Origin of the sequence: Streptomyces misionensis (assembly GCF_900104815.1) — a bacterium.
In the GTDB taxonomy this organism is placed as follows: domain Bacteria; phylum Actinomycetota; class Actinomycetes; order Streptomycetales; family Streptomycetaceae; genus Streptomyces; species Streptomyces misionensis.
This window is the reverse complement of sequence record NZ_FNTD01000004.1, coordinates 7,839,513-7,863,701: the sequence shown is the minus strand read 5'-3', so window position 1 is coordinate 7,863,701 and position 24,189 is coordinate 7,839,513. Positions and strand designations below refer to the sequence as shown.

Genomic DNA, 24,189 nt, shown 5'->3' with positions numbered 1-24,189 from the left:
GGCGGTCAGCTCCGGGCGAGAATGCCGTCGATCTTGCCGGACGCGTCCTTGAGGAGCTGGTCGATGTCGGCGTCCTTGTTGGTGAGGACGGCGGAGACGGTGCCGTCGAGGACGGAGTAGATCTGCTGCGCGTTCGGCGGCTCGATCTTCATCCGGAGTTCGGCGTTGCCGTCGAGGAAGGGCTGGTAGTTCTTCACCGGGACGTTGGCGTTGGCCTTCTTGATCGCCTGGTCCTTGGCGTCGGCGGCGCCGGTGAACAGGCGCGGCTCGGGCAGGCCGACAGGGGCGTTGTTCCGCTTGGCGCGGGCGTAGTCGCCGAGGAAGCCCTTGCCGGGGGTGAGGTACATGTGCTCCAGCCACTTGAGGCCGGCGCGGATCTGGGCGGGCGAGTCGTGCTTGTTGAACATGTAGCCGTCGCCGCCGATCAGGGTGCCCTGGCCGCCGGGCATGGGGCCGATGGCGATGTCGTCGTAACGGGCGCCCTTCTCCTTGACGAGGATCGGGATGTTGTCGGGTGCGGCCAGGTACATGCCGAGCTTGCCGGCGCCCATCAACTGCTGTGCGTCGTTGATGACGAGGAGCTGTTTGCTGCCCATGGAGTTGTCGTTCCACCGCATGTCGTGCAGGTTCCGCAGGACGGCGTGGCCCTCGGGAGTGTCGACGGTCGCCTTCTTGCCGTCGGCGCTGACGACGTCGCCGCCCTGGGAGTACAGCTCGGCGGTGAAGTGCCAGCCGCCCTGGTTCTGGGCGCTGTAGTCGGCGTACCCGACGGTGCCGTTGCCGAGGGCGGCGATCTTCTTGGCGTCGGCGCGGACCTCGTCCCAGGTGGTGGGGGGCTGGTCGGGGTCGAGGCCGGCCCGCTCGAACAGGGCGCGGTTGTAGATCAGCCCCATGCTGTATCCGGTACGCGGTATGCCGTACACCTTCCCGTTCACCGTGTAGATGTCGCGCAACTGCTTCTGGAGCGTGCCGTAGCTCTTCATCTCCTTGAGGTACGGCGTGAGGTCCGCGGCCTGGTTGATGTCCACGACATGCCCGACGTCGGTGAAGTACGTGTAGAACACGTCCTCCATCTGGCCGCCGGCGAGCTTGGCGTCGAACGTCTTGGGGTCCTCGCAGGGGAAGGCGTCGTGGGTGACGACGTCGATGTCCGGGTTCTGCCGCTCGAAGGAGGCGACGTCCGCGTCGAAGAACTTCCGGTCGGTTCTGGCACTCTTCGGTGGCTCGCAGTTGACGGTGATGCGCGTCTTGCCGCTCGCCGAGCCGTCGCCGCCCGAACCGCAGGCGGTGGCGGCGAGGGCGAGGGAGGAGCAGACGCCGATCGCGACGAAGGTGCGGCGGAACCCGGTGCTTGTCATCGATGGACCCCTTGGTGGCACTCATGGCGGGAGCAGTGGGCGCGGCACACTCAAGCACCGCCGACAAGGGTCCGCAAGATGTCGCGCGAGTTCTGTAATTATTTGACAGTGGGCTGGATGTACTGGGGTCTCAGTCGCGCGGTGCTTGCCCGGTCGATCCGCGCACCACCAGTTCGGGTTCGAACAGCAGCTCCTCGGCGGGTACGGCGGTGCCGCCGATCTGCGCGTTCAGCAGTTCCACGGCCGCGCGCCCCATGGCCTCGATGGGCTGGCGGACGGTGGTGAGCGGGGGTTCGGTGCAGTTCATGAACGCCGAGTCGTCGTAGCCGACCACGGAGATCCGGCCCGGCACGTCGCAGCCCTTGCGCCGGGCGGCCCGGATCGCGCCGAGGGCGAGGGGGTCGCTGGCGCAGATGATGCCGGTGACGCCCCGGTCGATCAGCCGGGAGGCGGCGGCGTGCCCGCCCTCGATGGAGAAGATGGCCCGGGCGACTCGCTCTTCCGGCAGACCGCCGGTGAGGTCGTGCGCGGCGGCCAGTTTGCGGGCGGAGGGCATGTGGTCGCCGGGGCCGAGGACCAGTCCGATGCGTTCGTGACCGAGCGAGGCCAGGTGCCGCCAGGCCTGTTCGACGGCGACCGCGTCGTCACAGGACACGCCCGGGAAGCCGAGGTGTTCTATGGCCGCGTTGACCAGGACGACGGGGATGTTGCGGTCGGCGAGCAGCCGGTAGTGGTCGTGCGGGGCGTCGGCCTGGGCGTAGAGGCCGCCGGCGAAGACGACGCCGGACACCTGCTGCTGGAGCAGCAGTTCGACGTAGTCCGCCTCCGAGACGCCGCCCTTGGTCTGGGTGCACAGCACGGGGGTGAGCCCGAGCTGGGCGAGCGCACCGCCGATGACCTCGGCGAACGCGGGGAAGATGGGGTTCTGCAGCTCGGGCAGGACCAGGCCGACGAGCCGGGCGCGCTCACCGCGCAGTTGAGTGGGGCGCTCGTAGCCCAGGACGTCGAGGGCCGTCAGCACGGCCTGCCGGGTGGCGTCGGAGACTCCGGGCCTGCCGTTGAGCACCCGGCTGACCGTGGCCTCGCTGACCCCTACCTTCTTCGCCACTTCCGCAAGTCGTCGCGTCATGCGCGCAAGAATAGCGCGGATTACGTAAGCGGCTTGCGTAAACTCGGCACGGGGCAACGGGGGCGGCGAGCGAGGCCGCGAGCGCCATGCCCCCGTGGGTCTCAGTCGTCGCCCGAGGCAAGCGTGAGCGCGAGTCGTCCGAGCAGGCCGGCGAGTTGGGTCTGCTCGTCCGCGCTGAGCCCGGCCAGAAGCCGGCGCTGGTTGTCCAGGTGGACGGCGATGAGTTCGTCGGTCAGTTCGACGCCCTCGGGAGTGAGGGTGATGAGGCGTCCGCGCGAATCGCTCCGGTCCACGGATCTGCCGACCAGCCCACGGGCTTCGAGCCGGTCCACCCGCTTGGTGATCGCGCCGGTGGTGACCAGGACGGTGCGGCTCAGTTCGCCCGCGGACAGGGAGTAGGGGGCCCCTGCGCGTCGTAGCGCCGCGAGCACGTCGAAGTCGCCGCTGCCCAGCTCCGCGGCCGCGAACGGCGGGCGCAGCCGCTGATCCAGTGCGCTGGTGAGCCGGAAGAGCCGACCGATGACGAGCATGGGTGCCGCGTCGAGATCGGGCCTCTCGCGTTTCCACTGTTCGACGATGGCGGCGATGGGATCGGGCTGCATGGCTTCCATTGTATCTTCCGCGGATGATAATTTATCTTCCATGGAAGATATGCTTGCTCGGCGAGCCACCCCGTCCGTCGTGTGTTACTTCGACCCCGCCTGTCCCTTCGCCTGGACCACCTCCCGGTGGCTGCTCGAAGTCGAACGGTTTCAGCCGATCGACCTGCGCTTCCGGATCATGAGCCTGTCCGTGCTCAACGAGCACCGCGAACTCGAGCCCTGGTACCGCGAGTTCAACGACCGTGCCTGGGGCCCCGCCCGGGTCTGCGCGGCCGCCGAAACCCTGCACGGCGAAGCCGTCCTGCGTGACCTCTACACCGCGCTCGGCCGACGTGTGCACGTGGACGGTGACAAGGACTACGACGCGGTCATCGCCGACTCCCTCGACGAACTGGGGCTGCCCCGGTCCCTGGCCGAGGCCGCGCGCACCGACGAATTCGACGCGGCCCTGCGCGCCGGCCACCAGGCCGGTCAGGAAGCGGTCGGCGAGGAGGCCGGGACGCCCGTCGTCACCGTGGACGGCGTCGGCTTCTTCGGTCCCGTCCTCACCTCCATACCGCGGGGCGAGGAGGCGGTCCGGCTGTTCCAGGCCCTCCGGACGCTGGCCGGGACGGGCGCGTTCGCCGAGCTGAAGCGGGGGCGCGGTGCGCTCGACCTCCGCTGAGGCCGGTGTTCGTGCCCGCCGCCTCGTCACCGCCGGCCTGGCCGGCTCGATCGGTGACGGCATGTACGTACCGCTGACGATGCTGTTCGTCCACTCGCTCACCGGTCTGTCCCTGACATCGATCGGTGCGGGCCTGACGATCGCCGGGCTCTGCGCGCTGGCGTTCATGCCGGCCGTGGGCGCCGCGATCGACCGGTTCGGCGGCCGGCGGGTGCTCGTCGGTGTCCTCGCGTTACGCGCGATCGGGTTCGCCGCCTACCCGTTCGCCGACTCCTACCCCGCCTTCCTGGCGGTCGCCCTGGTGGTCGCGGTGGGGATGTGGGCTACGTCGCCCAGCCAGCAGGCGCTCATCGGCGACATCGCCCAGGGCGCCGAGCGTGACCGGCTCCTGGCGTGGGACCGCAGCCTGCGCAACGCCGGGATGGGATGCGGCAGCCTGGCGGCGGCGGGCCTGCTGGCGCTGAACGGCACCACCGGCTTCATCGCGGCCGCGGAGGTGCTGGCGGTGGTCTTCGCCGTCGCCGCGGTACTGGTGATCCGGATTCCGCACGTCCGCGGCCGCGCCGAACCGCCCGGGGCCCCCGAGGGGTACCGACAGGTGCTCGCCGACCGGCCCTACCTGCTCATCACGGCGGCCAATTCCCTGATCGCCTTCGGCTACACCACCCAGGCCATGGCCCTGCCGGTCTTCCTCACCCGCGATGTCGCCCTGCCCGACGCCCTGGCCGGGGTGGTCTTCGCGGTCAACACCGCTCTCGTCGCCGTACTCGGCGTCCCCGTCGCCCGTCTGACCCTGCGCGCCAGGCGCACGCGCGCGGCCGCGCTCGGCGCCGTCGTCTTCGCGCTGTCCTTCGCCGCCTTCGCCGTCCTCCCCCGGTTCGTCAGCGGTCCGGACGCCATCGTCGCCGTGCTCGCGGTGGCGGTGCTTTACACCGCCGGGGAACTCGTCCACTCCTCGCCCTCGCTGGGCCTGTCCGTCCAGGCCGCACCCGATCACCTGCGGGGACGGTACTTGTCGGTCTACCAGCTGTCCTGGTCGGTCTGCCGTACCGTCGCGCCCCTGCTGCTGGGGTTCCTGCTCGACACGGGGCAGTGGCACCTGTGGGCGGTTCTCGCGCTGATGGTTCTCTCCGGTGCGGCGATCCTGCTGGGCACCGAGCGCTCGCTGCCGCCGCACGCGGTCATCGCCGGCCGGGCCCCCGCCGCCACGGCTTCCCGACCAGTCCGGCGTCAAGGGCGTCCGGCGCGGCGGTGATCGCGGATCCGTGGATTACCCGGCGAGGACGGGGCCGGCGTTCGTACGATCCGGACACAAGGTGCGGCGGACGGCCGGGACGCACGAGCCGACCCGTCGAACACGGAGGAGAGGATGGGACGTTGGCGGACTACGCGTGGAGGTACGGCCATGAGGGTGTGGACCTCGAAGAGCTGTCACGGCTGTACCGGATAGCACCGCTGGGCCACAAGCCGCCCGAGGCACTCGCCACGGTGTTCGGCAACAGCCGCTACACCTGCTTCGTTTACGCCGCCGACGTGCTCGTCGGGGCGGGGCGCGCGCTGGCCGACGGCGGCGACTGCGCCTACATCGCCGATGTGGCCGTCCATCCCGACCACCAGGGACGGGGCCTTGGCGCCGACATCATCCGCAAGCTGCTGGAGTCGGCGCGGGGCCACAAGAAGATCATCCTCTACGCCAACCCCGGCACCGAGTCCTTCTACCGGAGACTCGGATTCCTCCACATGAACACCGCCATGGGGGTCTGGGCCGATCCTGAGCGTGCGGTGGAGAACGGACTGCTCCGGCCGGAAACCTGACAGATCCGGGATCACGGCAGCCGTCCCCGTGCGCCCGCCTGGTGCCACCGACACGGGATGGACCAAGCTGGCCCGATGGACTGGTTGCCACTGCTCTCCACCCTGGCCGGGGCCGCGATCGGCATCGTCGCCACGCTCATCGCCGATCGCAATCGCTGGAAGCACGACGACGACAAGGAGGCCCTGCGACTGCGGCTCGACATCTACACGCAGTACACCACCACCGTGAAGGTCCTCGGCGAGACCCTGCGGGCGCTGGCCGGGCGGGATCACCCCTCCCCCGACGAACGGGCGCTCGCGCTGCGGGACGCCTTTCGCGACTCGGGCATAGCCATAGCGTCGGAACGGATGTGGCTCATCGCGCCCCAGCCCGTCGTCAAGGCGTCCAACGACGTGTTCCACTGCCTGCGACGCATCTGCGAGGGCTATATCGCCGGCACCGCCGTCAGCAGCCCGGAGGATCGCGCCCGCTGGGAGGCGCGCGGCAAGGCGGCCGCCAAAATGCGCCGACTCATGCGGGACGACCTCGGCGTTGGCCCGCTCGCCGAACGCCACAGTCCCCTCCTCGACGACTACAACGATCCCGCCGCGTAGTGCCGTGCGCGGCGAGACCGCGGCTGCGGCGCGCACCCCGCTCCGACTCTCGCCCGAACTCCGCGCCCATCCCGTCGAACTCCATCGAAACCCATCGAACAAGGCGTCACCCGGCCTCGTGTGGAACGATTCGCCTTCCCCGTCCGGGGGACAAAGCGTCTACCTCGCCATTTTCAGGGGCATCGCTGGCACTGACCGTAGTAGCACCCAGAAGAGAGAGATCCCAGTGTCTGCTCGCTCCCTCACGGCAGCCCTCGGCGCTGCCTGCAGCGCCCTCGTCCTGCTGCTGGCCGCACCGGGTTCGGCCTCGGCGGCAACCGGCCAGTTCCGCTACACCTACACCACCGCCCAGGGATACGAAGCCGTCGGCTTCCTGAACAATCCGGCCAGCGGCGAGTGCATCAATCTGCGCGGCCCGGCCTCCGAGCCGGGTTCATTCAGCCGGGCGCCCAAGAACCGTACAGACGCCACCGCCACCGTTTTCCTCGACGCCGACTGCGAGGGCGACACCTACTACACCCTGCCTCCCGGCGCGGGAGCCGGTGACCGCCTCCTCCTGCGCTCCGTCGTCTTCTCCTGACGGGGGTGCTCGCCGAGGAAACCGGCACGGCGGCGTTCGGCCTCTGACGGGTCGACCGTGCATGGCCGCGTCCACGCCTCCTGGCATGTCGTGGGGGCGTGGACGTCGGTACGGCAGCAAAGTCCTAGGCCAAGCCCCAGTTCCCGGAGTGTCCGCACGCGGTCCAGGCGACTGACGGCGTCGGCGTCGTACCGGCGGCAGCCGGCACGGTGCAGACCATCCGGTTCTACTCCGATCGCGGAATCGTGACCGTCTCCCTTTACGGGAGACTCAAGCTCCCTGCCTCTCGCGCCGTTGGTGACGGCCCGCCGTAGACGCCGCGCGCCCCCTCGGCGACGAGTTGCGTCAGGCCGACGGCCACCGCGTCCGCTGCAGTCATGGCGCCGCGCCCCGACCGCCGGTCGGACGAAGAGGGCGAGGGAGAGTGGGGCTCGGATGTCAGAGGTGGCAAGTAGCCTCAGGCGCGTGGGAATTAAGATCGATGTGGTGGTGGACTATCCGGTCAACGACGAGGTGGAGAGGGTGCTCGGGTTGGCCGAGGCCGTCGGGGAGCCCGTCACGGTCACGTTCGTCTGGGAGGGGGGTGAGGAGCCGGAACGCGCGGTGCTTGTGCCCGCCGCCACGCTGGCGCTCTGGGAGCATTGGGCCCCGACCGCCTACGAGGCGAGTTCCGCCGGGGACGAGAAGCAGGCCGTGGCGAAGGAGCCGGAGCCGGCCCATCCAGCGGAGTTCGGGGCGTTCACGCTCTTCCGCCGTCGTGCCGGCGGGCGCACGGCGGTCGCTCGCGCAGGGGTTGTGGTCGCCGAACTCCTCGACCCCGACGAGGCACACTGGCTCCGGGAGAAGGCCCGCACTGTCCGCCAGAGCTTCATGGATCCAAAACAGAGGGCGGCGTTCGAGGAGTTCCTCGCCCGGCAGGCGGCCCTCCACGAGCAGTGACACCCCCGGCCGCCGGGCGGCCCGCCTCAACGCGGGAGTCGGATCACCGTGCCGGATCCTGCGGCACGACCGTGGTGACGGAATGCGCCTGAGAACCGCTTGAGTACCCATGCTCCCTTGCGACCGCACCTGGCTGCCACCAGCGGGAGCCAGACGCTGACACCTCAGGTGTGGATCAGATACGGAAGAGCGACCCGACGAACTCCGTCAGCATCCGTTCCTTCAGTCGGGGCGGCAGTGCGTCGAGCAGGGCCAGGACCGGTGCCGTCCGGGACGGCAGGCCCTGTTCGCCGTCCAGGCCGGCGAAGGCCAGGAAGCCCGCCACGTCCTCGGGTGTGAGGGTCTCGGGGTCGAGGGTGGCGGCCAGTTCGGTCAGTGCGGGGTCCACGGTCACCGCCTCGCACGCGCGCGCCGCCGTCACCGACTCGGCGAGGTCCGCCAGCAGTGGCGCTACCCGGTCGCTGGTCGCCGGGGTCAGCGTCAGATGCAGATTGGGTGGGAGGCCGTCGCAGGACAGCTGCGGCTGGAGGTACCAGCCGCGCTCCCGCATCTCGTCCGCCACGTGCAGCACCAGGCCCAGATCCGGCGTGCCGGCGGGACCGAGCACGGTGAACGCGACGAGGCTGCCCGCGGGGTCGCCGAGCACCCGGATGCCGTCGATCGCCCGCAGGCCGGGGAGCAGCCGGTCGGCGGCCACCGCCACCCGGCGGGCCAGCGCGGTGTACCCGTCGTGGCCGAGGTGGTGCAGCACCGCCCACGCCTGCGCGAGCAGTCCGCCGGACTTGGTGCCCTGCACGGTGGGGTTGACGACCGGATAGCCGGGCCAGCCCGCGTACGCGAAGTACTGGTGGCGTCGCAGCTCGGCGTCCCGGTACAGGACGACCGAGGCGCCCTTGTCGGCATAGCCGTACTTGTGCAGGTCCACCGAGATGGAGGTGACGCCCGGAACGGAGAGGCCGAAGGGTTCGACCGGGCGGCCGGTCCGGGCGAGGAACGGCAGGAACCAGCCACCGATACACGCGTCGACATGGCACAGCACACCCCGTTCGGCGGCCGCCGCGGCGATCTCGGCCACGGGGTCCAGCACGCCGTGCGCGTACGACGGCGCCGATGCGACCACCAGCGCGGTCCGGTCGGTGATCGAGTCCGCGACGGCGGCCGCGTCGGCCCGGAACGTCAGCGGGTCGACCGGGACCACCACGGTCTCCAACCCCAGGTAGTGGGCCGCCTTGTGGAAGGCCGCGTGCGCCGTCGAGGGCAGCACCAGTTGCGGCCGGGTCACCCCGCGCACGGCGCGGGCGTGGTCCCGCGCCGTCTTCACGGCCAGCAGGATGGACTCGGTGCCGCCGCTGGTAAAACTGCCCTGTGCGCCGGGCACACCGAGGACCGCGGAGACCGCGCCCACCACGTCGTTCTCCAGCCGGGCCACGCTCGGGAAGACCGTCGGGTCGAGGCCGTTGACCGTGGCGAACACGCCGTACGCGGTGGCGGCCAGCTCGTCGACGTCGGGCAGGCCGGCGTCGTAGACGTAGGCGAACGTCCGGCCGCCCCGGGTCGGTGCGTCGGCGGCGCGCAACTCTCGGAGTTCGGCAAGCAGTTCGCCGGCGGGGCGGCCCGCGGGCAGCGTCGGCGTGGGACGTATGACGCGGGCGGTCGGCTCGGCGGAGTCACGGGGCACGGTCGGTTCCTCTCTGTCTCGGCACGGGGCCTGTTCCCGTGGACGCGTGGCATGGGGGCCGGTGACGGGAGCGGGGGCGCCGGGCTCTGTTCCGGCGGCGGGCGGACCGGCGGTCGCCAGCGGAGTTCATGGAGCAGGTGGCCCCCGGGTCAGCGCGCGGCCACCCCGCGCACGGCGAACCGCAGTTCCTCGAACAGGTGCCGCAGTTCGCCCGGCATGCGGGGCACCACCTCCGCGCCCGCCTCCAACAGGAGCCGGACCCCGCCGCGGAACTCCTTGTCGCTGGTGCGCTCCTCCAGCATCCGCGCCACCTCGGTCAGCGGCACGGCGATGGAGGTCTCGACCTCGTCCGGGAGGCTGTCGAGGTGGACGTCGTCCTCGGTGGGCACGAGATCCACGATGCGGCGGGCGGCTTCCCTGACGACCTGTGGAGCACTGTGGGACGGCATGGTCACTCCATGTAAGTCAGCCGGCCTTCTCGCAACTTGCCGAGAGTGGGCGCGAGTTGGACAGACCCACCGTATCCCCCGTCTCCAGCAGCCACCCGCGTGAGGGGCTTCAGGAGCGCAGGAGGTCGGTCGAGACCGCCCAGAGGCGCTCGGCGAGGGCGGGGTCGAGCGCCCATTCCTTGACGCCGTGGGGATGGCGCGCGAGATCGGCGTCGTTCGGCACGGTGTACGCCTCCCGCGCGTCATCGAGGTAGTGGCCGCCGGAGTGGGCGAAGGCCGGGAAGACGGCCGCGACGATGCTGGTGGCGGCCCCCTGCTCGACCGTCTTGTAGGTGAAGACGCCCGCGGCCTCGGCGGCGTCGAGGGACCGCCTCTGCCGCGGGGTGAAGTTCCGTTGCAGTCCGGTGGCGACGCCGCCCGGGTTCACGGCGTTGGCGACGATCCCGTCCGCCGCCCACAGCCGGGTCGCCTCGACGGCGAACAGGGAGTTCGCCGTCTTCGACTGAGCGTAGGCGATCTGCGGGTCGTAGCCGCGGCGTTCGAAGTGGAGGTCGTCGAAGTCGACGCCCGCGCGCATGTGCGCGGTGGAACTCACCGAGACGATCCGGGCACCGTCGCGGTCACGGGCTCCTCGGGCCAGGGCGTGACGCAGGCCGGTGGCGAGGGCGAAATGGCCGAGGTGGTTGGTCGCGAATTGCAACTCCCAGCCCTCATGGGTTCGTTCGAGACCGCCGGTGACCACGCCCGCGTTGTTGATCAGCAGGTGCAGCGGGCCGCGCCACGCCTCGGCGAAGCGCGCGACGGACGTCCTGTCGGCGAGGTCGAGCCGGACCACTCGGGGCCGGGGCCTTCCCGTGGACCGTGCGATCGCCTCCGCGACGGTGTCGCCCGCGGTGGTGTTCCGGACGGCGAGGGTGACCTCGGCGCCGGCAGCGGTCAGCGCGCGAGCGGTCTCGGCCCCGATGCCCGAGGAACCACCGGTCACGACGGCGCGGACACCGGTCAGATCGAGGCCCCGCAGCACGTCGTCCGCGGTGCTCGCGGCGGTGAAGGGCGTGGAGATGAGCGCAGACTCTGCCATGCCCAGGACTATACAGAGTGAACTTGATTTGTATAGCTCGTATGGCCCTCCTATGCTCGGCCCATGAGCAACCCTGATGCCGGCCACCCGTCCTCGGCGGCCACCGACAGCAGTCGGCGGACCATGGTTCTGGACGCCGCCCTGACCACTTTCGCGCGCTTCGGTTACCGGAAGACCTCGATGGAGGCGGTGGCGCGGGCGGCGCGGATCTCCCGGCCAGGGCTCTACTTCCTCTTCTCCTCGAAGGAGGCGCTGTTCCGTGCCGCCGTCACCCAGGCCCTGGAGCGCGACATCGCAGCGGTCGAACAGGTCCTGGCCGACACCGGACGTCCCCTCCCGGAGCGTCTCCTCGCGGCTTTCGACCAGTGGGCGGGCCGCTACATCGGCCCCTTGGCACGCGAGGTGACGGAGGTCATCGAGGCCAACCCCGATCTGCTCGGCGAGACGGCCGAGACCGCGCCGCGGCGTTTCGAGGAACTGATCACCGATGCGATCGCCGCGGAGACCGGACGGGCAGGGGCGCTCGCCGTCGCGCAGACGATGATCAGCGCGTCGATCGGACTCAAGCACCAGGCGCCGTCGCGGGAGTTCTACCTCGAACGGCTGAAGGTCGCCATCGATCTCCTGTCACGCTGAGCGGAACCGGCCGCACCTCGCCCCGGCCGCCGACCCGTAGTCGGCGGCCGGGGCGCGCGTGCCTCGTGCTATCCGGTCACCGCCCCCGGGTCGACGCCGGTCAGGTCGCAGCTCGCGTGCCACAACCGCGTCGCCGCCAGGGTGTCGGTGAGGTGGTGCCACACCGGTGCGCACCGGGGTTCGCCGCGCAGGCCGAAGACGCGGGGCTCCCACATCCGGCCCTCGGGCACGACCGGGTCGAGCACCGCCCGCACCGCGGGCCACGCGCCGGCGTCCTTGCCCTGGACGAGGAGGGCCGCGGGTGCCGCGCCCAGCCGTGCACCGGCGGTCCGTACGTGGACCGGCGGCCGGGACGGGGTGAGGGAGTCCAGCGCGCCACCGGGGTGGGCCAGCACGCCGGCCACCGTACTGCCGGCGGCGCGCAGGCGGCGGTCGAGTTCGAGGCTGAAGTACATCTGCGCCAACTTGGACCGTCCGTAGGCGCGTTTGGGCCGGTAGTCCTCGCGGGACTGCAGGTCGTCCAGGTCGAGCCGCTCCGACTTCGCCGCGAAGCTGCCCATGGTCACGACGCGGGCCGCCGGTGCGGCCGACAGCAGCGGCATCAGCCACCGGGTCAACGCGAAGTGCCCGAGGTGGTTCGTGCCGAACATCAGCTCATGGCCCTCCCCCGTCTCCCTGCGCGGCGGGTCGTCGAGCGCGACGCCGGCGTTGAGGACCACCGCGTCGAGGCGGTCGACCGCCAGTGATTCCGCCGCTGTGCGCAGCGTCGACAGGTCGGCCAGGTCCATCCGTACGGCGCGCACCCGCGCACCGGTGACCCGTGCGCGTATCGAGGCCATCGCGTTTTCGGCCTTGGCCGGGTTCCGGCTGCCGAGCACGACGGTCGCGCCGGTCGCCGACAACTGCTCCGCGACGAAGTACCCGATGCCGGCGTTGCCGCCGGTGACCAGGAAGGTGCTGCCGTCGGCACGCGGCAGCCGTGCGACGTTCCAGGGCGGATCTGTGGGTGCGAACGACATGGCGGCGGGGCTCCCTTGCTGGTGAGGACGGTCGCGGCTGCTTGCCGGGCGACTGGTCACCACCGTTCCGGCGGGCACCGACACCTCGCCTGCGCGGCACCGACAGGGCCGCCCGGCCACCGACATTGCGCCGACAGCGTGCCGACCCGTGCCGGCATGCGCCGGTCTCCCGGCGTCCCCGCCGCCGCTGCCGTGCTCACCGGCATGCCCCCGCGGGTGGCCGGCCGGTGAGGACGGCCCGGGTCAGGTATCCTCCGTCTCCGAGGGCTCCGCCGGGGCGTCGTCGCCGAGGGCTTCGAGCACCAGGGAGTGGGCGGTCAAGGCGTCGGTGAGCAGGGTGGATTCCGGAGGGAGGTACGCCGAGATCCCGCGGGCGATGCGCACGGCCTCGGTGGTCGCCTGGAGGGCCGGGTTCAGGTCGAGGCCGGCGCCGACCCGGACCAGGGCGAGGATGCGCAGCACGTTGACTAACCGCGGGAGGTACGCCGTGTCCGACGCGACCAGTTCCTGGAGCATCGACAACGCGAAGTTCAAGGACTGCACGGCCGGTTCGGGCTGACCGGCCTCCGAGAGCCTGATGCCGACGAGGGTCGCCGCGGTCGCCAGGTGCGGGCGGTAGGAAGCCTGGTCGGCGCTCGCGGGCTCCTTGAGGGCGAGCAGGGCGCCGGCGGACAGCCGTACGGCCTCCCCTGCCCGGCCCGTCTCGACCAGCAGGGTGCCCAGCAGGTTCACGGAGTCCAGCAGCGGGGACGCGTCGGCGGCCGTCCCGGTCCGCGCGAGATCGCGGCGCAGGTCGACCGCCTCGGCGAGGTGTGCCATGGCCTGCTCCCGGCGGCCCGCACCGGCGAGCCGTGCGCCCACGGAGTGCAGCGCGGTGGCGAGCACGGGTACCTGGGAGGCGTCGGCTTCGGCCGAGCGGCGCCGCACGGCGAGCTGTTCCTCGGCGGCGTCCAGGGCCTCGTCGTGGCGTCCCTCCCGGGTGAGCCAGTGGTCCAGTGCGTGGAGGGCGGTCGCCTGGTCGGGCAGATGTGCCGGATTGGCGGCGGCGATCGGGCGCCACAGCCCGACCGCCCGCTCCGCGGGGGCGAGGCCGTCGTGCGGCTCCGCGAGCTGGGAGAGGCGGATGCTGAGGTTGGTCAGCGATCGTGCCAGGTCGGGCCGGTGGCGCTCCGGGTCTGCGGCCGTGAGTCGTTCGCGTATCTCCAGGCCCTTGCGCGTGGCCTCCAGGGCGTCCTCGGGCCGGCCCAGGCGGGCGAGGGCGTTGCCGAGGTTGTCCCAGCCCATGGCCAGGTACGGGAGGTGGGCCGCCGGGTTGGCGTCGGCGAGTTCGCGGTACAGGCGCACGGCCTCCTCGGTGACCTCGTGAGCCTGCTCCGGTCTGTCGGCGGCCATCAGCCACTGGCCGCAGTCGAGCAGCGTCATCGCGAGGTCGGGCAGGTACCGCATCCGGTCGGCGCCGGCCAGCCGTCGGTGGAGTTCCAGCGCGTCCTGCGCGGCGCGTACGCCTTCGTCCAGGCGTCCGCAGCGGGCCAGCGCGTTGCTCAGGTTGGTCAGCGCGGTCGCCAGTGCGGGCAGATGTGTCCCGGGGTCGTCGTCCGCCGGTGGCCGGAGCAGTTCGACGGCCTCGGCGGCGTACCCGGCCGCTTCCGCGGCCCGGCCGGTGCGCAGCAGGTGGATACCGAGGTTGTTCAGCGCCATCGCCAGTCCCGGGGAGTGCTCGGCGCGGTCCGCGGCGGCCAGCGCCCGGTACGCGTCGGCGGCTTCCCCAAGGGGCTCGGACGCCTCGTCGTACCGGCCGGCGGTGGTGAGGTGCGCGGCGAGGCCGTTGAGGGCGTCCGCCAGGGCGGGCAGCGCGGTGGTGTCGTCGGCGGCGGCCCGGCGGCCGAGCGCCACCGCTTCCCGCGCCGCGTCGGCGGCCTCGCGGAGCAGCCCCGCGTTGCCGTACCGCCAGGCGAGGTGGGAGAGCAGTCCGGCCTGCTCGGCCGGCCCGAGGTCGCCGGTGCCGAGCCGGTGCCGGACGATGCGCCGGGTCACGGCCGCCGCGCCGAGGTCGAGGTCGACGTGGCGCTCTTTCGGCAGGTGCGGTGCGACGAACTCCAGCACGGCGTCCGGCAGGCCGTCCAGGTCGCACAGGCGGCTGAGGGTGGCACCGCCGGCGGCCCGGGCGAGGGCGGGCCGGTGCAGCAGCATCGGGATCAGATGGCGGTCGACGACGTGCGGCCAGCGGCGGGCGGTTTCGACGAGGACCGTGAGCACCTGGCGGGCGTACGGCGGCGGCTGCCCGTCCTCCGGGTGCTCCAACAGCATCGCCGGGGCGGCCCCGGCCCACTCGTCCGTGGCGTGGTAGCCGTACCGGTCCTCCCGGCCGGGGAGGGTGAGGGCGAGGAAGTCCTCGGCGAGCCGGTCGGGCGAGAGGCTTTCGAAGAGCAGTCGGGCCGTCTGCGGCGGGTAGCACAGCGCGTGGTCCCGCAGGACCTGCTCAGCGTCGGCCGCCTCGGCGGCGGCGGTGCGGGTCAGGGCCGCGGCGGCGGCGTCGGCCGCAAGCGGCGGGGTGAGCGTGGCGACGTACACCGCGCGGCGCATCTCCCGCGGGCCGGTGCGCACCGGTCCGCGGCCGCCGTCGTGGCCGGACCGCCAGTGGTCGTGCTCGCGGTCCAGCAGGTACGTGGACAGGGCGGCCAGGTCGCGGCCGGACGGCGGGGTGACGCCGCGCACCGCCGCGTCCACGTCGACCAGTGCCTTCATGTGGACGGCGAGCATCAGGTCGAACGCGGGGTCGCCCAGCTCGGTGGGAACCCGGACGGCGGTCGGGTCGGCGAGGCCGAGGGCGGCGGCGAACGCGTCGCGGGCCGAGCCGTAGACCGTGCCGCGCGCCTCGGGGCGCGCCGGCAGGCCGGGCAGGTGGACGGCGTCGGCGTCGAGGATGTCGAGCTTGGACAGCTGGTGGGCCAGGTCCTGCCACCAGTCCCCTGCGGGCCGGGACAGGAGCAGGACGCGCAGGCGGTCGCGTGCCGCGGCGCGGTGCTGCCGGATCAGGGTGATGAGGTCGGGCAGCGGCCAGCGCTCGGCGTAGTCGACGACGATGACCAGGCCGGGCGAGCGGACCGTCAGCGTCTCGTCGCCGCCGCCGGCGGAGGCGACCTCGCTTCGGTGCCGGGCCTGGGCCACCGTCCAGCCCGCTTCGGCCGACCGCGCGGCGAACTCGCCCGCGAGCCGGGTCTTGCCCTGGCCGCCCTCGCCGTGCAGCAGCCGTACCGTGAGTCCCGGTGCGGTGTCGTCCCGCCATGCCTCCAGCAGTTCCAGTTCCGGGCGCGGAGCGAAGGGGACCAGTCGGTGCCGTGCCGTCAGCAGGCGGCTGGGCACGCGCCGCAGGCCCGGCGGGATGGTCCCGGCGTCCAGCGGATACGGCTCGACCCGGTAGGGCGGGGTGCTGCGGTAGATGTAGTTGTACTGGTCCGCGCCCTGGACGGCGTTGATCCGGCCGCCGTGCGCGGAGAGGTTCTGGATGAAGACCGTGCCGTCCGAGTCGCTCATGCCTCGTCGTCCGCGTCACCGTCCGTGCGGGATCTGTCCATGTAGTGGTTGTACTGGTTGCCGCCCTGCACGACGTTGGCGACGGAACGGTCGTGCGTGTGGACGTTCTGCGTCCAGCGGCGGCCGTCCTCCGGGAGCCGCTCCTGGATCCGGTCGATGAGTTCGGTCAGTTCGGATGCCGCGTCCGGATGGTCGCGCAGCAGGCGCAGCAGCCGCAGCCGCCAGGGGCCGATCAGCGCCTCCCGGGCCGCGGCGGCGTCCTCCCCCGTCACCAGCGCCGCGTCGTTGTCCAGTTGGGTCTCGATCTCGCGCAGGCCGTTCCCGCGGCGGTGGAACAGCCGCGCGAAGCCCCCGCGGCCCACCTGCCACGTGTCCGTGGCCATGGCCGCGACCAGCGTCGAGGCACCCGTCATCGCCAGCGCCTCCGCCACCTGCTGCACATGCTGCGGATCAGGCACGGTCTCCCCCCTCCGGCCGCCGTACGAACGGGACGGCGGCATCCTTCGGGGAGAACGTACACCTCTCAACGGCCGTACCGGCCATGTGACTTGATGATCGGTGCGTCGCCCCGGGGACACCGCCCTCCCCCGCCCGTCCGGCCGTTGCGGCCTGTGATCGCACGGCCTCAGTGCAGGGCGGCACGGGCCGCGTGCAGCCACACCTCCTTGGCCCGGGCCAGCGCTCGGAACGCCTTGGGATGCCGGTCGACGAAGTCCTGCTGCCAGGCGGCCTCCGCCCGCCGCCATTCGTCGACGAGCCCGGTCGACTTCTTGCACCGCACGTCCGTGGTGGCGATCAGTACCTCGCGCCTCGCGGGCCGCCTCGTCTTCCCCCAGGCCGAGTCGTCGGCCGCGTCGAGGGGCGTGGCGTAGGCGAACCCCGAACGTTTCATGCAGGAGTTCCACAAAGCCAGTTCTCTCCTTACCTGTGAGTTCTCGAGCGAGGCGTCGAAGGACCGCAGGGTCAGTTCGTCGAGCAAGGCGTGGTCGGACGCGGGTACGTGGCGGCGCAGCCGGTCGTGGGCCGTCTTCCAGCATCCGCCGACGGAGTCCGGGTGTTCCGTCGCCCTGCCGAACGCGGCGTCCGCCTCGGCCTGGGTGAGTTCCGCGTTCCGGGCGTGCTCGGCGGCCGTGCGGCGGGCGACGCCGGGTGGTGGCGGGGGCTGGTGGTAGCCGTAGCGTTCCGCGACGTCCGGCTCGATGACGCCGTAGCGCGAGCGGTTGGGCGGGTCGGCGTCCGCGGCCCGCGGCAGCGGCTTCCACGTCCAGCCCCGGGCCCGCATGCACGGGACCATCAGGGCGTCCTCCGCCGACTCGATGGTCAGGACGTCGGCGGGCGCCAACTCGTAACGGTCGTACGGCAGGAGCAGGGCGCGGGTCCGCCCGGAGGCGGCGGGCCCTGCCGGCACGGCGGGGGCGGGGTGTCCGGGCGCCGCGCCGGGCGGGCCGCAGCCCACCAGCAGAGCACAGAACCCCGTCACCAGGCAGGTGCCGGCTCGCCGGGGCTTTCGGGACACGGACATGCGGCTCCTCTCGGGCGGCCTGGTCCCCGGGTGCGCGGCCGTCCTGGCCACGCACCCGGGAACGGCCCTCAGGTCAGCGGAACTTGACGCAGCTGAGTCGGTTGTCCTTGATGGCGTCGTTGCTGAGCTTGGGGTCCTTCGTGCCCGGGTACGACGTCGTGTGCGCGCCGCTGCAGCCGACGTTCTGCCACAGGTCCACGTACTTGTTCGTGTAGTTCTTCACCGAACTGGTCTGGTTGTCGACCTTCCTGCCGTTGTCGAAGTAGTTGTTCCTGAGGTCCTTGTCGGTCCGGGTCAGGCCTGCCCAACCGCCCTTGTAGCCGTTCTTCTCGTACAGGTGGAACGTGCCGGACTGGATGTGCACCGGCCCGCCGGACGTGCCCGCCATCGCGGACGGAGCCGTCAACGCGCCGACGCCCAGGGCGGCGAGCGTGACAGCGGCGGCGGCCGTTCCGAGCCGCACGGCGATCTTCGAGATCATGTGGTCCCCCTTCAAGTCGTCCTCCCGCACCACGGGTTGTGTGCGGTGGGTGGAGGCGCGTCCGCCCCCGGTGCCGGCCGGCGACAGCCATCCTGGTCACCGGCCCTTCGGCAAACCTTGTGGGCTTCTGCAGGAAGCCGGGCGCCGTCCGCCGCGGACGGGTCCGTGGCAGGCGGTGTCCGGGACGACGGAGGTGGCCTTTGGGCCGGGACGTCCGGCGGGTGCGGCCCGGGAGGTCAGGCGGGTGCGGTCTCGGTCATCCGCCGCTGGAGGTCGTCGGCCTCCGGGTGGCCGAGTTCCCGGAGGATGCCCAGCGCCTGCCGGTGGCAGGCCCGGGCCTCGGCATGCTCGCCGCGCGCGGCGTGGCCGTCGCCGAGACCGGTGAGCGTGGTGGCCTGGTTGTAGCGGTCGCCCAGGGCCCGGAACAGGGCCAGGGCCTGCTGGAAGCAGTCGATCGCCTCGGCGTTCCGGTCCAGTCCCCGGTACGCGTGGGCGAGGCTGTCCCAGCAGTACGCCTGCCCGGTGCGGTTGCCGGTCTGCTCGAAGAGGTCCAGGGCGCGTCGGCAGGCGGACAGCGCCTGCGGGTGACGGCCGAGCAGGGTCTCGCACCAGCCGATCACGTTGAGCGCGCTGGCCTGCCCGGGGACGAACCCCGCGGCGGTGTAGTGCCGCAACGTCTCTTCGGCGTGCTCCAGCGCCTCGGCGGGCCTGCCCTGCCGCTGGGCGAGCCAGGCCAGGGTGCGGTGCGTGTGGGCCTGTCCGCGCTCGTCGGCCAGCTCGCCGTACTCGCGCAGGCCGGTGACGAGGTGTGTGTGGGCTTCCTCCGGTCGGCCGGCCCAGGCGCAGGCGACGCCGAGGCCGTGCCGGGCATGGGCGATGCCCGCCCGGTCACCGCAGTCGGAAGCCGCCGCGAGTGCGGTGCGCTGCGTCTCCACCCACTCCTGCCAGGCGCCCCTGCGGTGCAGGTGGGTGCCGATCGCCCAGGCGAGCCGCCAGGCGTGCCCCGGAAACCCGGTGCGGGCGGCCTGCTGGACGGCGGTGAGCAGTACGGCGTGCTCGGCGGAGAACCACTGCTCGGCCTGGTCGTGCGTCGCCATCGGCTGCGGCCGGGCGCCCGCCGTGGGCGCCGGTACGGCGACGGCGTCACGGTGTTCGTCCAGCAGCCGGTCGGCGGCGAGCGCGGTGTGCAGGTAGTGGTCGAAGATCCGGTGGGCCGCGCCGTCCGCGTCCTCGTCCGTCTCGTCGGTGGCGAGCCGGGCGCGGGCGTAGGCGCGCAGCAGGTCGTGCAGGAGGAAGCGGCCGGCGGTGCCGGGCCGGACCAGGTGGGCGTCGACCAGTTCGGCGAGCCGGGCCCTGGCGTCCACGGGGGTGAGACGGCTCGCCGCGGCGGCGGCCGGCAGGGTGAACTCCGGTCCGGGGTGTGCGGCCAGCAGCCGGAACAGGCGTGCGGCGCCCGGGGACAGCGCGTCGTAGGACCAGCCGAACACCGAGGTGAGGTCGGTGTCTTCGCTGTCGCCCGTGGCGAGGGCCGTCAGGCGGTGGCGCTCGTCCCGCAACTCCTCCACCAGCGTGCCGATCGGCAGACCGGGGAGGGTGCCGGCGCGTGCGGCGGCGATGCTCAGCGCCAGCGGCAACCGGCCGCAGTGCTCGGCGAGTTCGGTCACCGCGTCCGGTTCCGCGGCGGCCCGCTCGGCACCGAGGCGCGCGGCCACCAGTTCGCGGGCCGCCGCGGGGGTCAGGGTGTCCAGCGAGAGGTGCTGCGCCTGGTGCCGTGCGACCAGTCCGGTGAGCCGCCGCCGGCTGGTGACGAGCACCAGGCAGCTGGGGCTGCCGGGCAGCAGCGGTTCGACCTGGTCGGCGCTGCGTGCGTTGTCCAGCACCAGGAGCATCCGCCTGCCGTCGGTGACGCTGCGCAGCAGGGTCACGCGGCCCTGTGTGTCGGCGGGAATCCGCTCCGGTCGCACCCCGACGGCCTCCAGCAGCCGGCGTACGGCTTCGGCGGGAGCCACCGGTGCCTCGTCGGGGCCGAAGCCCCGCAGGTCGAGATAGAGCTGGCCGTCCGGGAATCGGTCGGCCACCCGGCGCGCCCAGTGCACGGCGAGCGTCGTCTTGCCGACCCCGGCCACGCCGGACACGGAGATGATCAGGGCGGTGCCCGGGCCGTCGTCCAGAATCCGCAACCCCGCGTCCAGCAAGGCCAGTTCGGGTTCTCGGCCCGCCAGGTGGAGGACGGTGGGCGGGAGTTGGCGCGGCAGCGCCCCGGCGACGCCCCGGTCGGCGGGTTCGGACCCACCGTTCAGCGCCGGGTCGCCCGTGAGGATGTCCTGATGCAGACGCTGCAGCCGCTCGCCGGGGTCGACACCGAGTTCTTCCGCCAAGCGGTGGCGCAGGCGCCGGTAGTGGTCGAGTGCCTCGGCGGCCCGCCCTGCTCGGCACAGCGCCAGCATCAGCTGGCCGACGAGCCTTTCGTCCAGCGGGTGTTCCTCGATCCGTGCGGGCAGTTCCGCCAGCAGCCGGGTGTGCCGGCCGCAGCGCAGCGCGTGGTCGCCCCGGTCCGACTCGGCCGCGAGACGCTCCTGGTCCAGGCTGTGCCGGAGCCGGTGGATCCACGGGCTGTCGGCGGAGCCGAAGGGTTCGCCCCGCCACAGGCCGAGGGCCGCGCCGTACAGGTCGTCGGCGGCCACCGCGTCGTCGACGGCCCGGGCCCGCTCCAGCAGCCGGCGGAACCGGTGCAGGTCCACCGTGTCCTGCGGGGCACGCAGCAGGTACCCCTCGTCGCACCGCTCGATGCCGGCGCCGCCGGCCGGGGCCAGCACCCGGCGCAGCCGGGACAGGTAGCTGTAGAGGGCGTCCCGGGCGCGCTGCGGCGGGTGCTCACCCCATACACGGTCGATCAGCTGGTCGACGCTCACCCTTCGGCCGACGTCGACCAGCAGGGCGGCCAGCACACACTGCTGCCGGGCGTGGCCCACGTGCCTCGCCCGGCCGTCGATCACCACCTCGACCCTGCCCAGAACCCGGAACTCCACGATGATCGCTTCCCCCTCCGCGCGCCTGTCGTACGTTCGGTGACGACCTCAGCATCCGTATCCGGCGCGGACAACCGGAGCGGAACCGGGACGGACGGAAACGGCCACCGCCGGGAACGGCCTCACCGGTTCGAGCCATCGGCCGGCCCGCCCTGTGGGCGACGCCCTTCGGCGGGTATCCGCGTTCTCATCGGGACGCGACGCTGTCGGCGCCCCCCTGACGAAAGGAGTAGGGCACATGGCCATCGACGCGAACTCCGCGAGGATCACCGGGAGGGTCCACGGCCGGGACATCACCCTGGAAGGCGGCTTGTCGAGGGACGAGATCCGGAGCCGGTTGTGGTGGTGGCGGACCGAGGATCCCGACGGCTGCGGGGAGCGGGAAGACCGTGCCCACGAGTCCGAGGACTCCCGGGCGGACGTGATCGCCACCCTGGGCGGGTATTACGAGATCTCCGGGGATCCCGACAGCCAAGAGGCGGAAGACCTGGTGGAGTTGGTCTACGCGGAACTCAACCCGGCCGGCTGACGCGTCCAGGCCGTTTCCTTCGGATCAGGGCTGACCGGATGAGGATCGCCGCGATGTGGAGTCCAGCGAGGTAGGTGGTGGCGGTCTTGTCGTAGCGGGTGGCCAGGCCGCGCCACTGCTTGAGCTTGTTGATGCAGCGTTCGACGGTGTTGCGGTGCTTGTAGGCGTCGCGGTCGAACCCTGGCGGGCGGCCCCCTCGACTGCCGAGCCGTTTGCGGTTGGCGGCCTGGTCCGCGGGTTGCGGAATCATCGCACGGATCCGTCGACGTCGCAGGTAGGAGCGGATGGCGCGGGAGGAGTAGGCCTTGTCCGCGAGGACAGTGTCCGGCGTCGTCCGCGGTCGGCCGACCGGGCGGGGCACCCGGATCCGCGCGACACATCAGATCCAACGATCCGTTGATCCGAAAGAAACACCCTCGGTGCTTCGTCGCGGCAGACGGACCCGGACGTCTCGACCAGAGACGTTCTGGAACCGCATGCACACAGGATGGGGCTCACCGGAGTGCGACGAGTGCCCGTGCGGCCCGTCGCCCCATCGTCGGACGACCGCATTCCGATTATGGACGAACAGAAACGGTCATCATCGTTCATCTGACCGTTCGTCATGTTCTGTGAAGCTAGCGTGACTCGGCAGAGCCCGTCCGTTCAGCCGGGCTTCTGCATCCCGCGAGAGGCGGAACACATGGCACCGACCACCGTCCACACCGCGATACGCCCGGGGCGGCTGCGCCGCCTGCGGCGCGGCGCGGCGGGCGCACTGGCCACCGCGCTCCTCGGCACGGCCGCCGCGCTGCTGCCGGCCGTTCCCGCGCACGCGGCCGCCCCTGCGCAACTGGTCTACGTCGCCAACTCGGACAGCGACTCGGTCACCGTCTACGACCCGGCGACCGGTGCGAAGGTCACCGACGTCATGGTCGGCAGCCAGCCGCGGTCCGTGGCCCTCTCGCCGGACGGGACGCAGGCGTACGTCACCGACTACGCCGGCGGCGCCATCACGGTGATCGACACCGCGACCAACACGGCCGTCGACGCCTTCGCGGTCGGCGCGGCTCCCACCCCGGTCGCCTTCTCCCCGGACGGCGCGCACGCCTACGTGGGCCTGACCGGCAGCCCGGGGCAGGTGGCCGTGATCGACACCGCCACCCGCACGGTCACCGCCACCGTCCCGGTCGGCGGCCAGCCGTTCGCGCTCCAGGTGCGCCCGGACGGCGGCCGGGTCTACGTGGCCGACTTCGTGAAGAACGTGGTGGAGGTGATCGACACCGCCACCAACACCCTCGCCGCCACCATCGCCGAGCCCGCCGGAGCCCGCAGCCCTACGGGGCTGGCGGTCAGCCCCGACGGCGCGTCCGTGTACGTCACCAACTACAACAGCAGGAACGTCACGGTCATCGACGCCGGCAGCTACCTGGTGACGGCCCTCGTCCCGGTCGGCGCGCAGCCGTTCGGCGTGGCGGTCACCCCGGACGGCGGGTCGGTGTACGTGGCCAACATGTCCAGCGGGTCGGTGTCGGTCCTGGACGCCGCGACCAACACCGTCACCGCCACCGTGCCGGTCGGCGTCCGGCCGTTCGGCGTCACGGCGGACCCGGAGGGCGGTGCCGTATACGTCGCCAACAACACGTCGAACACCGTCTCGACGATCAGCACCGCCACCAACACCGTCACCGCCACCGTCTCCGCCGGGCTCGCCCCGTTCGGCCTTGCCGTCAGCAAGCCCGCCCCGCCGAAGGTCACCGGCCTCGCGCCCGGCCACGGCCCCGTCGCCGGCAGCACCACCATCACCCTCACCGGTAGCCACCTGAGCGGCACCACCGCCGTCTCCTTCGACGGCACCCCGGCGGCCAACGTGACGGTGGTCGACGACTCCACCGTCACCGCCGCAGCCCCGGCGCACGCCGCCGGCACCGTCGACGTCACGCTGAGCGCCAGGGGCCGCACCGTGCCCGCCGGGCAGTACACCTACGAGGACCCGGCACCCGTGCTGAGCGGCCTCGCCCCGGCCACCGGCCCGGCCGCCGGCGGCACCGTCGTCACTCTGACCGGCAGCCACTTCACCGGCGCCACCGCCGTGAACTTCGGCACGGTTCCCGCGACTTCGTTCACCGTCGTCGACGACAGCACGATCACCGCCACCGCCCCCGCCGCCGCGGCGGCCGGGCCGGTCGACGTCTCCGTCACCACCCCCGCCGGCACCAGCGCCACCGGCGCCACCGACCGCTACACCTACACCAAGGACACCGCCAAGCTCACCGCGAACCCGCTGCTGCTCTCCATCGGCCCCGGCCAACTGAGCGTCAACCTCAACCTGTCGGCCGCCCTCACCGACACCACCACCGGCAAGGCGGTCCCCGGCGCCACCGTCACCTTCAAAGTCGGCGCCACCACCGTGTGCACCGCGATCACCAACGCCGCGGGCACGGCTTCCTGCACCGGCCCCTGCCCCGTCGCCGCCGTCCTGCTGAACCTCGGCTACACCGCCACCTACGCCGGCGACCCCGCCCACGAGGCGGCCACCGCCACCGCCGGCCTGATCCGGATCGGCTGACC

The 24,189-nt window shown here is 72.2% G+C and carries 21 protein-coding genes and 1 pseudogene; 9 read left to right on the top strand and 13 right to left on the bottom strand.

The features are described from left to right. Positions 1-5: 5 nt before the first annotated feature. The 3 genes from BLW85_RS36540 to BLW85_RS36530 all read right to left on the bottom strand — a co-directional run bounded on the left by BLW85_RS36540 (position 6) and on the right by BLW85_RS36530 (position 3,089). Positions 6-1,358, bottom strand: coding sequence for an ABC transporter substrate-binding protein (locus BLW85_RS36540; RefSeq protein ID WP_074995748.1), 1,353 nt, complete (start codon positions 1,356-1,358; stop codon positions 6-8). Positions 1,359-1,488: 130 nt separating this feature from the next. Next, positions 1,489-2,487, bottom strand: coding sequence for a LacI family DNA-binding transcriptional regulator (locus tag BLW85_RS36535; protein ID WP_208624937.1), 999 nt, complete (start codon positions 2,485-2,487; stop codon positions 1,489-1,491). A 101-nt stretch (positions 2,488-2,588) separates the two neighbouring features. Next, a complete protein-coding gene (locus tag BLW85_RS36530; protein WP_070029889.1) occupies positions 2,589-3,089 on the bottom strand; it encodes a MarR family winged helix-turn-helix transcriptional regulator in 501 nt (166 codons plus the stop codon). A gap of 40 nt (positions 3,090-3,129) precedes the next feature. Here BLW85_RS36530 and BLW85_RS36525 point away from each other — a divergent pair, with 40 nt between their 5' ends. From BLW85_RS36525 to BLW85_RS36500, 6 genes are all read left to right on the top strand, one after another. Further along, positions 3,130-3,753 carry a mycothiol-dependent nitroreductase Rv2466c family protein gene (locus BLW85_RS36525; RefSeq protein WP_079172554.1) on the top strand — a complete coding sequence of 208 codons (624 nt, stop codon included), beginning with the start codon at positions 3,130-3,132 and terminating at the stop codon, positions 3,751-3,753. Then, the gene (locus tag BLW85_RS36520; protein WP_079172553.1) at positions 3,734-5,008 is read left to right on the top strand and encodes an MFS transporter; all 1,275 of its coding nucleotides are present in this window, start codon (positions 3,734-3,736) and stop codon (positions 5,006-5,008) included. The genes BLW85_RS36525 and BLW85_RS36520 overlap by 20 nt, the downstream gene beginning before the upstream one ends. Before the next feature lie 122 nt (positions 5,009-5,130). Next, entirely contained in the window at positions 5,131-5,568 is a 438-nt protein-coding gene (locus BLW85_RS36515; protein ID WP_074995745.1) for a GNAT family N-acetyltransferase, read from the top strand. Positions 5,569-5,643: 75 nt separating this feature from the next. Next, entirely contained in the window at positions 5,644-6,162 is a 519-nt protein-coding gene (locus BLW85_RS36510; RefSeq protein ID WP_244174986.1) for a hypothetical protein, read from the top strand. 226 nt (positions 6,163-6,388) lie between these two features. Further along, entirely contained in the window at positions 6,389-6,742 is a 354-nt protein-coding gene (locus tag BLW85_RS36505; RefSeq protein WP_177329935.1) for a hypothetical protein, read from the top strand. Positions 6,743-7,207: 465 nt separating this feature from the next. Continuing rightward, entirely contained in the window at positions 7,208-7,681 is a 474-nt protein-coding gene (locus tag BLW85_RS36500; protein ID WP_074996354.1) for a hypothetical protein, read from the top strand. Between the two features lie 175 nt (positions 7,682-7,856). Here BLW85_RS36500 and BLW85_RS36495 read toward each other — a convergent pair whose 3' ends face one another. From BLW85_RS36495 to BLW85_RS36485, 3 genes are all read right to left on the bottom strand, one after another. Then, positions 7,857-9,359 (bottom strand): pyridoxal phosphate-dependent decarboxylase family protein, encoded by a 1,503-nt coding sequence (locus BLW85_RS36495; protein ID WP_244174985.1) that lies wholly within the window; start codon positions 9,357-9,359, stop codon positions 7,857-7,859. A 149-nt stretch (positions 9,360-9,508) separates the two neighbouring features. Next, entirely contained in the window at positions 9,509-9,808 is a 300-nt protein-coding gene (locus tag BLW85_RS36490) for a hypothetical protein (protein WP_244174984.1), read from the bottom strand. A 109-nt stretch (positions 9,809-9,917) separates the two neighbouring features. After that, on the bottom strand, positions 9,918-10,889 hold the full coding sequence (locus BLW85_RS36485) for an SDR family NAD(P)-dependent oxidoreductase (protein ID WP_070029885.1): 972 nt from the start codon (positions 10,887-10,889) through the stop codon (positions 9,918-9,920). A 63-nt stretch (positions 10,890-10,952) separates the two neighbouring features. Here BLW85_RS36485 and BLW85_RS36480 point away from each other — a divergent pair, with 63 nt between their 5' ends. Next, the gene (locus BLW85_RS36480; RefSeq protein WP_079172552.1) at positions 10,953-11,525 is read left to right on the top strand and encodes a TetR/AcrR family transcriptional regulator; all 573 of its coding nucleotides are present in this window, start codon (positions 10,953-10,955) and stop codon (positions 11,523-11,525) included. Between the two features lie 68 nt (positions 11,526-11,593). Here the strand turns inward: BLW85_RS36480 and BLW85_RS36475 are convergent, their stop codons facing one another. The 6 genes from BLW85_RS36475 to BLW85_RS36450 all read right to left on the bottom strand — a co-directional run bounded on the left by BLW85_RS36475 (position 11,594) and on the right by BLW85_RS36450 (position 21,110). Further along, positions 11,594-12,544 carry an SDR family NAD(P)-dependent oxidoreductase gene (locus BLW85_RS36475; protein WP_074995743.1) on the bottom strand — a complete coding sequence of 317 codons (951 nt, stop codon included), beginning with the start codon at positions 12,542-12,544 and terminating at the stop codon, positions 11,594-11,596. A 243-nt stretch (positions 12,545-12,787) separates the two neighbouring features. Further along, a complete protein-coding gene (locus tag BLW85_RS36470) occupies positions 12,788-16,078 on the bottom strand; it encodes a tetratricopeptide repeat protein (protein WP_074995742.1) in 3,291 nt (1,096 codons plus the stop codon). After that, positions 16,075-16,536, bottom strand: coding sequence for a hypothetical protein (locus BLW85_RS36465; RefSeq protein ID WP_143060493.1), 462 nt, complete (start codon positions 16,534-16,536; stop codon positions 16,075-16,077). The genes BLW85_RS36470 and BLW85_RS36465 overlap by 4 nt, the downstream gene beginning before the upstream one ends. Positions 16,537-16,703: 167 nt before the next feature. Further along, the gene (locus BLW85_RS36460; RefSeq protein WP_079172551.1) at positions 16,704-17,600 is read right to left on the bottom strand and encodes a hypothetical protein; all 897 of its coding nucleotides are present in this window, start codon (positions 17,598-17,600) and stop codon (positions 16,704-16,706) included. Between the two features lie 73 nt (positions 17,601-17,673). Then, the gene (locus BLW85_RS36455) at positions 17,674-18,081 is read right to left on the bottom strand and encodes a peptidase inhibitor family I36 protein (protein WP_143060492.1); all 408 of its coding nucleotides are present in this window, start codon (positions 18,079-18,081) and stop codon (positions 17,674-17,676) included. 236 nt (positions 18,082-18,317) lie between these two features. Continuing rightward, on the bottom strand, positions 18,318-21,110 hold the full coding sequence (locus BLW85_RS36450) for an AfsR/SARP family transcriptional regulator (RefSeq protein WP_079172550.1): 2,793 nt from the start codon (positions 21,108-21,110) through the stop codon (positions 18,318-18,320). A 238-nt stretch (positions 21,111-21,348) separates the two neighbouring features. On the opposite strand from BLW85_RS36450, the gene BLW85_RS36445 reads away from it, so the two are divergent. Beyond that, positions 21,349-21,639 (top strand): hypothetical protein, encoded by a 291-nt coding sequence (locus BLW85_RS36445; protein WP_074995739.1) that lies wholly within the window; start codon positions 21,349-21,351, stop codon positions 21,637-21,639. On the opposite strand, the pseudogene BLW85_RS36440 reads toward BLW85_RS36445, so the two are convergent. Continuing rightward, positions 21,623-21,994: pseudogene (locus BLW85_RS36440) on the bottom strand (transposase); the annotation flags it as partial. The gene BLW85_RS36445 and the pseudogene BLW85_RS36440 sit on opposite strands and share 17 nt — an antisense overlap. Before the next feature lie 327 nt (positions 21,995-22,321). Between BLW85_RS36440 and BLW85_RS36435 the strand changes: the two are divergent. Continuing rightward, a complete protein-coding gene (locus BLW85_RS36435) occupies positions 22,322-24,187 on the top strand; it encodes an IPT/TIG domain-containing protein (protein WP_074995737.1) in 1,866 nt (621 codons plus the stop codon). Positions 24,188-24,189 lie beyond the last annotated feature (2 nt).

Excerpts from the sequence above, each read along its gene's own strand:
- BLW85_RS36540 (WP_074995748.1), bottom strand. The coding sequence starts at position 1,358 with ATGACAAGCACCGGGTTCCGCCGCACCTTCGTCGCGATCGGCGTCTGC.
- BLW85_RS36535 (WP_208624937.1), bottom strand. The coding sequence starts at position 2,487 with ATGACGCGACGACTTGCGGAAGTGGCGAAGAAGGTAGGGGTCAGCGAG.
- BLW85_RS36530 (WP_070029889.1), bottom strand. The coding sequence starts at position 3,089 with ATGCAGCCCGATCCCATCGCCGCCATCGTCGAACAGTGGAAACGCGAG.
- BLW85_RS36525 (WP_079172554.1), top strand. The coding sequence starts at position 3,130 with ATGGAAGATATGCTTGCTCGGCGAGCCACCCCGTCCGTCGTGTGTTAC.
- BLW85_RS36510 (WP_244174986.1), top strand. The coding sequence starts at position 5,644 with ATGGACTGGTTGCCACTGCTCTCCACCCTGGCCGGGGCCGCGATCGGC.
- BLW85_RS36490 (WP_244174984.1), bottom strand. The coding sequence starts at position 9,808 with ATGCCGTCCCACAGTGCTCCACAGGTCGTCAGGGAAGCCGCCCGCCGC.
- BLW85_RS36485 (WP_070029885.1), bottom strand. The coding sequence starts at position 10,889 with ATGGCAGAGTCTGCGCTCATCTCCACGCCCTTCACCGCCGCGAGCACC.
- BLW85_RS36480 (WP_079172552.1), top strand. The coding sequence starts at position 10,953 with ATGAGCAACCCTGATGCCGGCCACCCGTCCTCGGCGGCCACCGACAGC.
- BLW85_RS36475 (WP_074995743.1), bottom strand. The coding sequence starts at position 12,544 with ATGTCGTTCGCACCCACAGATCCGCCCTGGAACGTCGCACGGCTGCCG.
- BLW85_RS36470 (WP_074995742.1), bottom strand. The coding sequence starts at position 16,078 with ATGAGCGACTCGGACGGCACGGTCTTCATCCAGAACCTCTCCGCGCAC.
- BLW85_RS36460 (WP_079172551.1), bottom strand. The coding sequence starts at position 17,600 with ATGTCCGTGTCCCGAAAGCCCCGGCGAGCCGGCACCTGCCTGGTGACG.
- BLW85_RS36455 (WP_143060492.1), bottom strand. The coding sequence starts at position 18,081 with ATGATCTCGAAGATCGCCGTGCGGCTCGGAACGGCCGCCGCCGCTGTC.
- BLW85_RS36445 (WP_074995739.1), top strand. The coding sequence starts at position 21,349 with ATGGCCATCGACGCGAACTCCGCGAGGATCACCGGGAGGGTCCACGGC.
- BLW85_RS36435 (WP_074995737.1), top strand. The coding sequence starts at position 22,322 with ATGGCACCGACCACCGTCCACACCGCGATACGCCCGGGGCGGCTGCGC.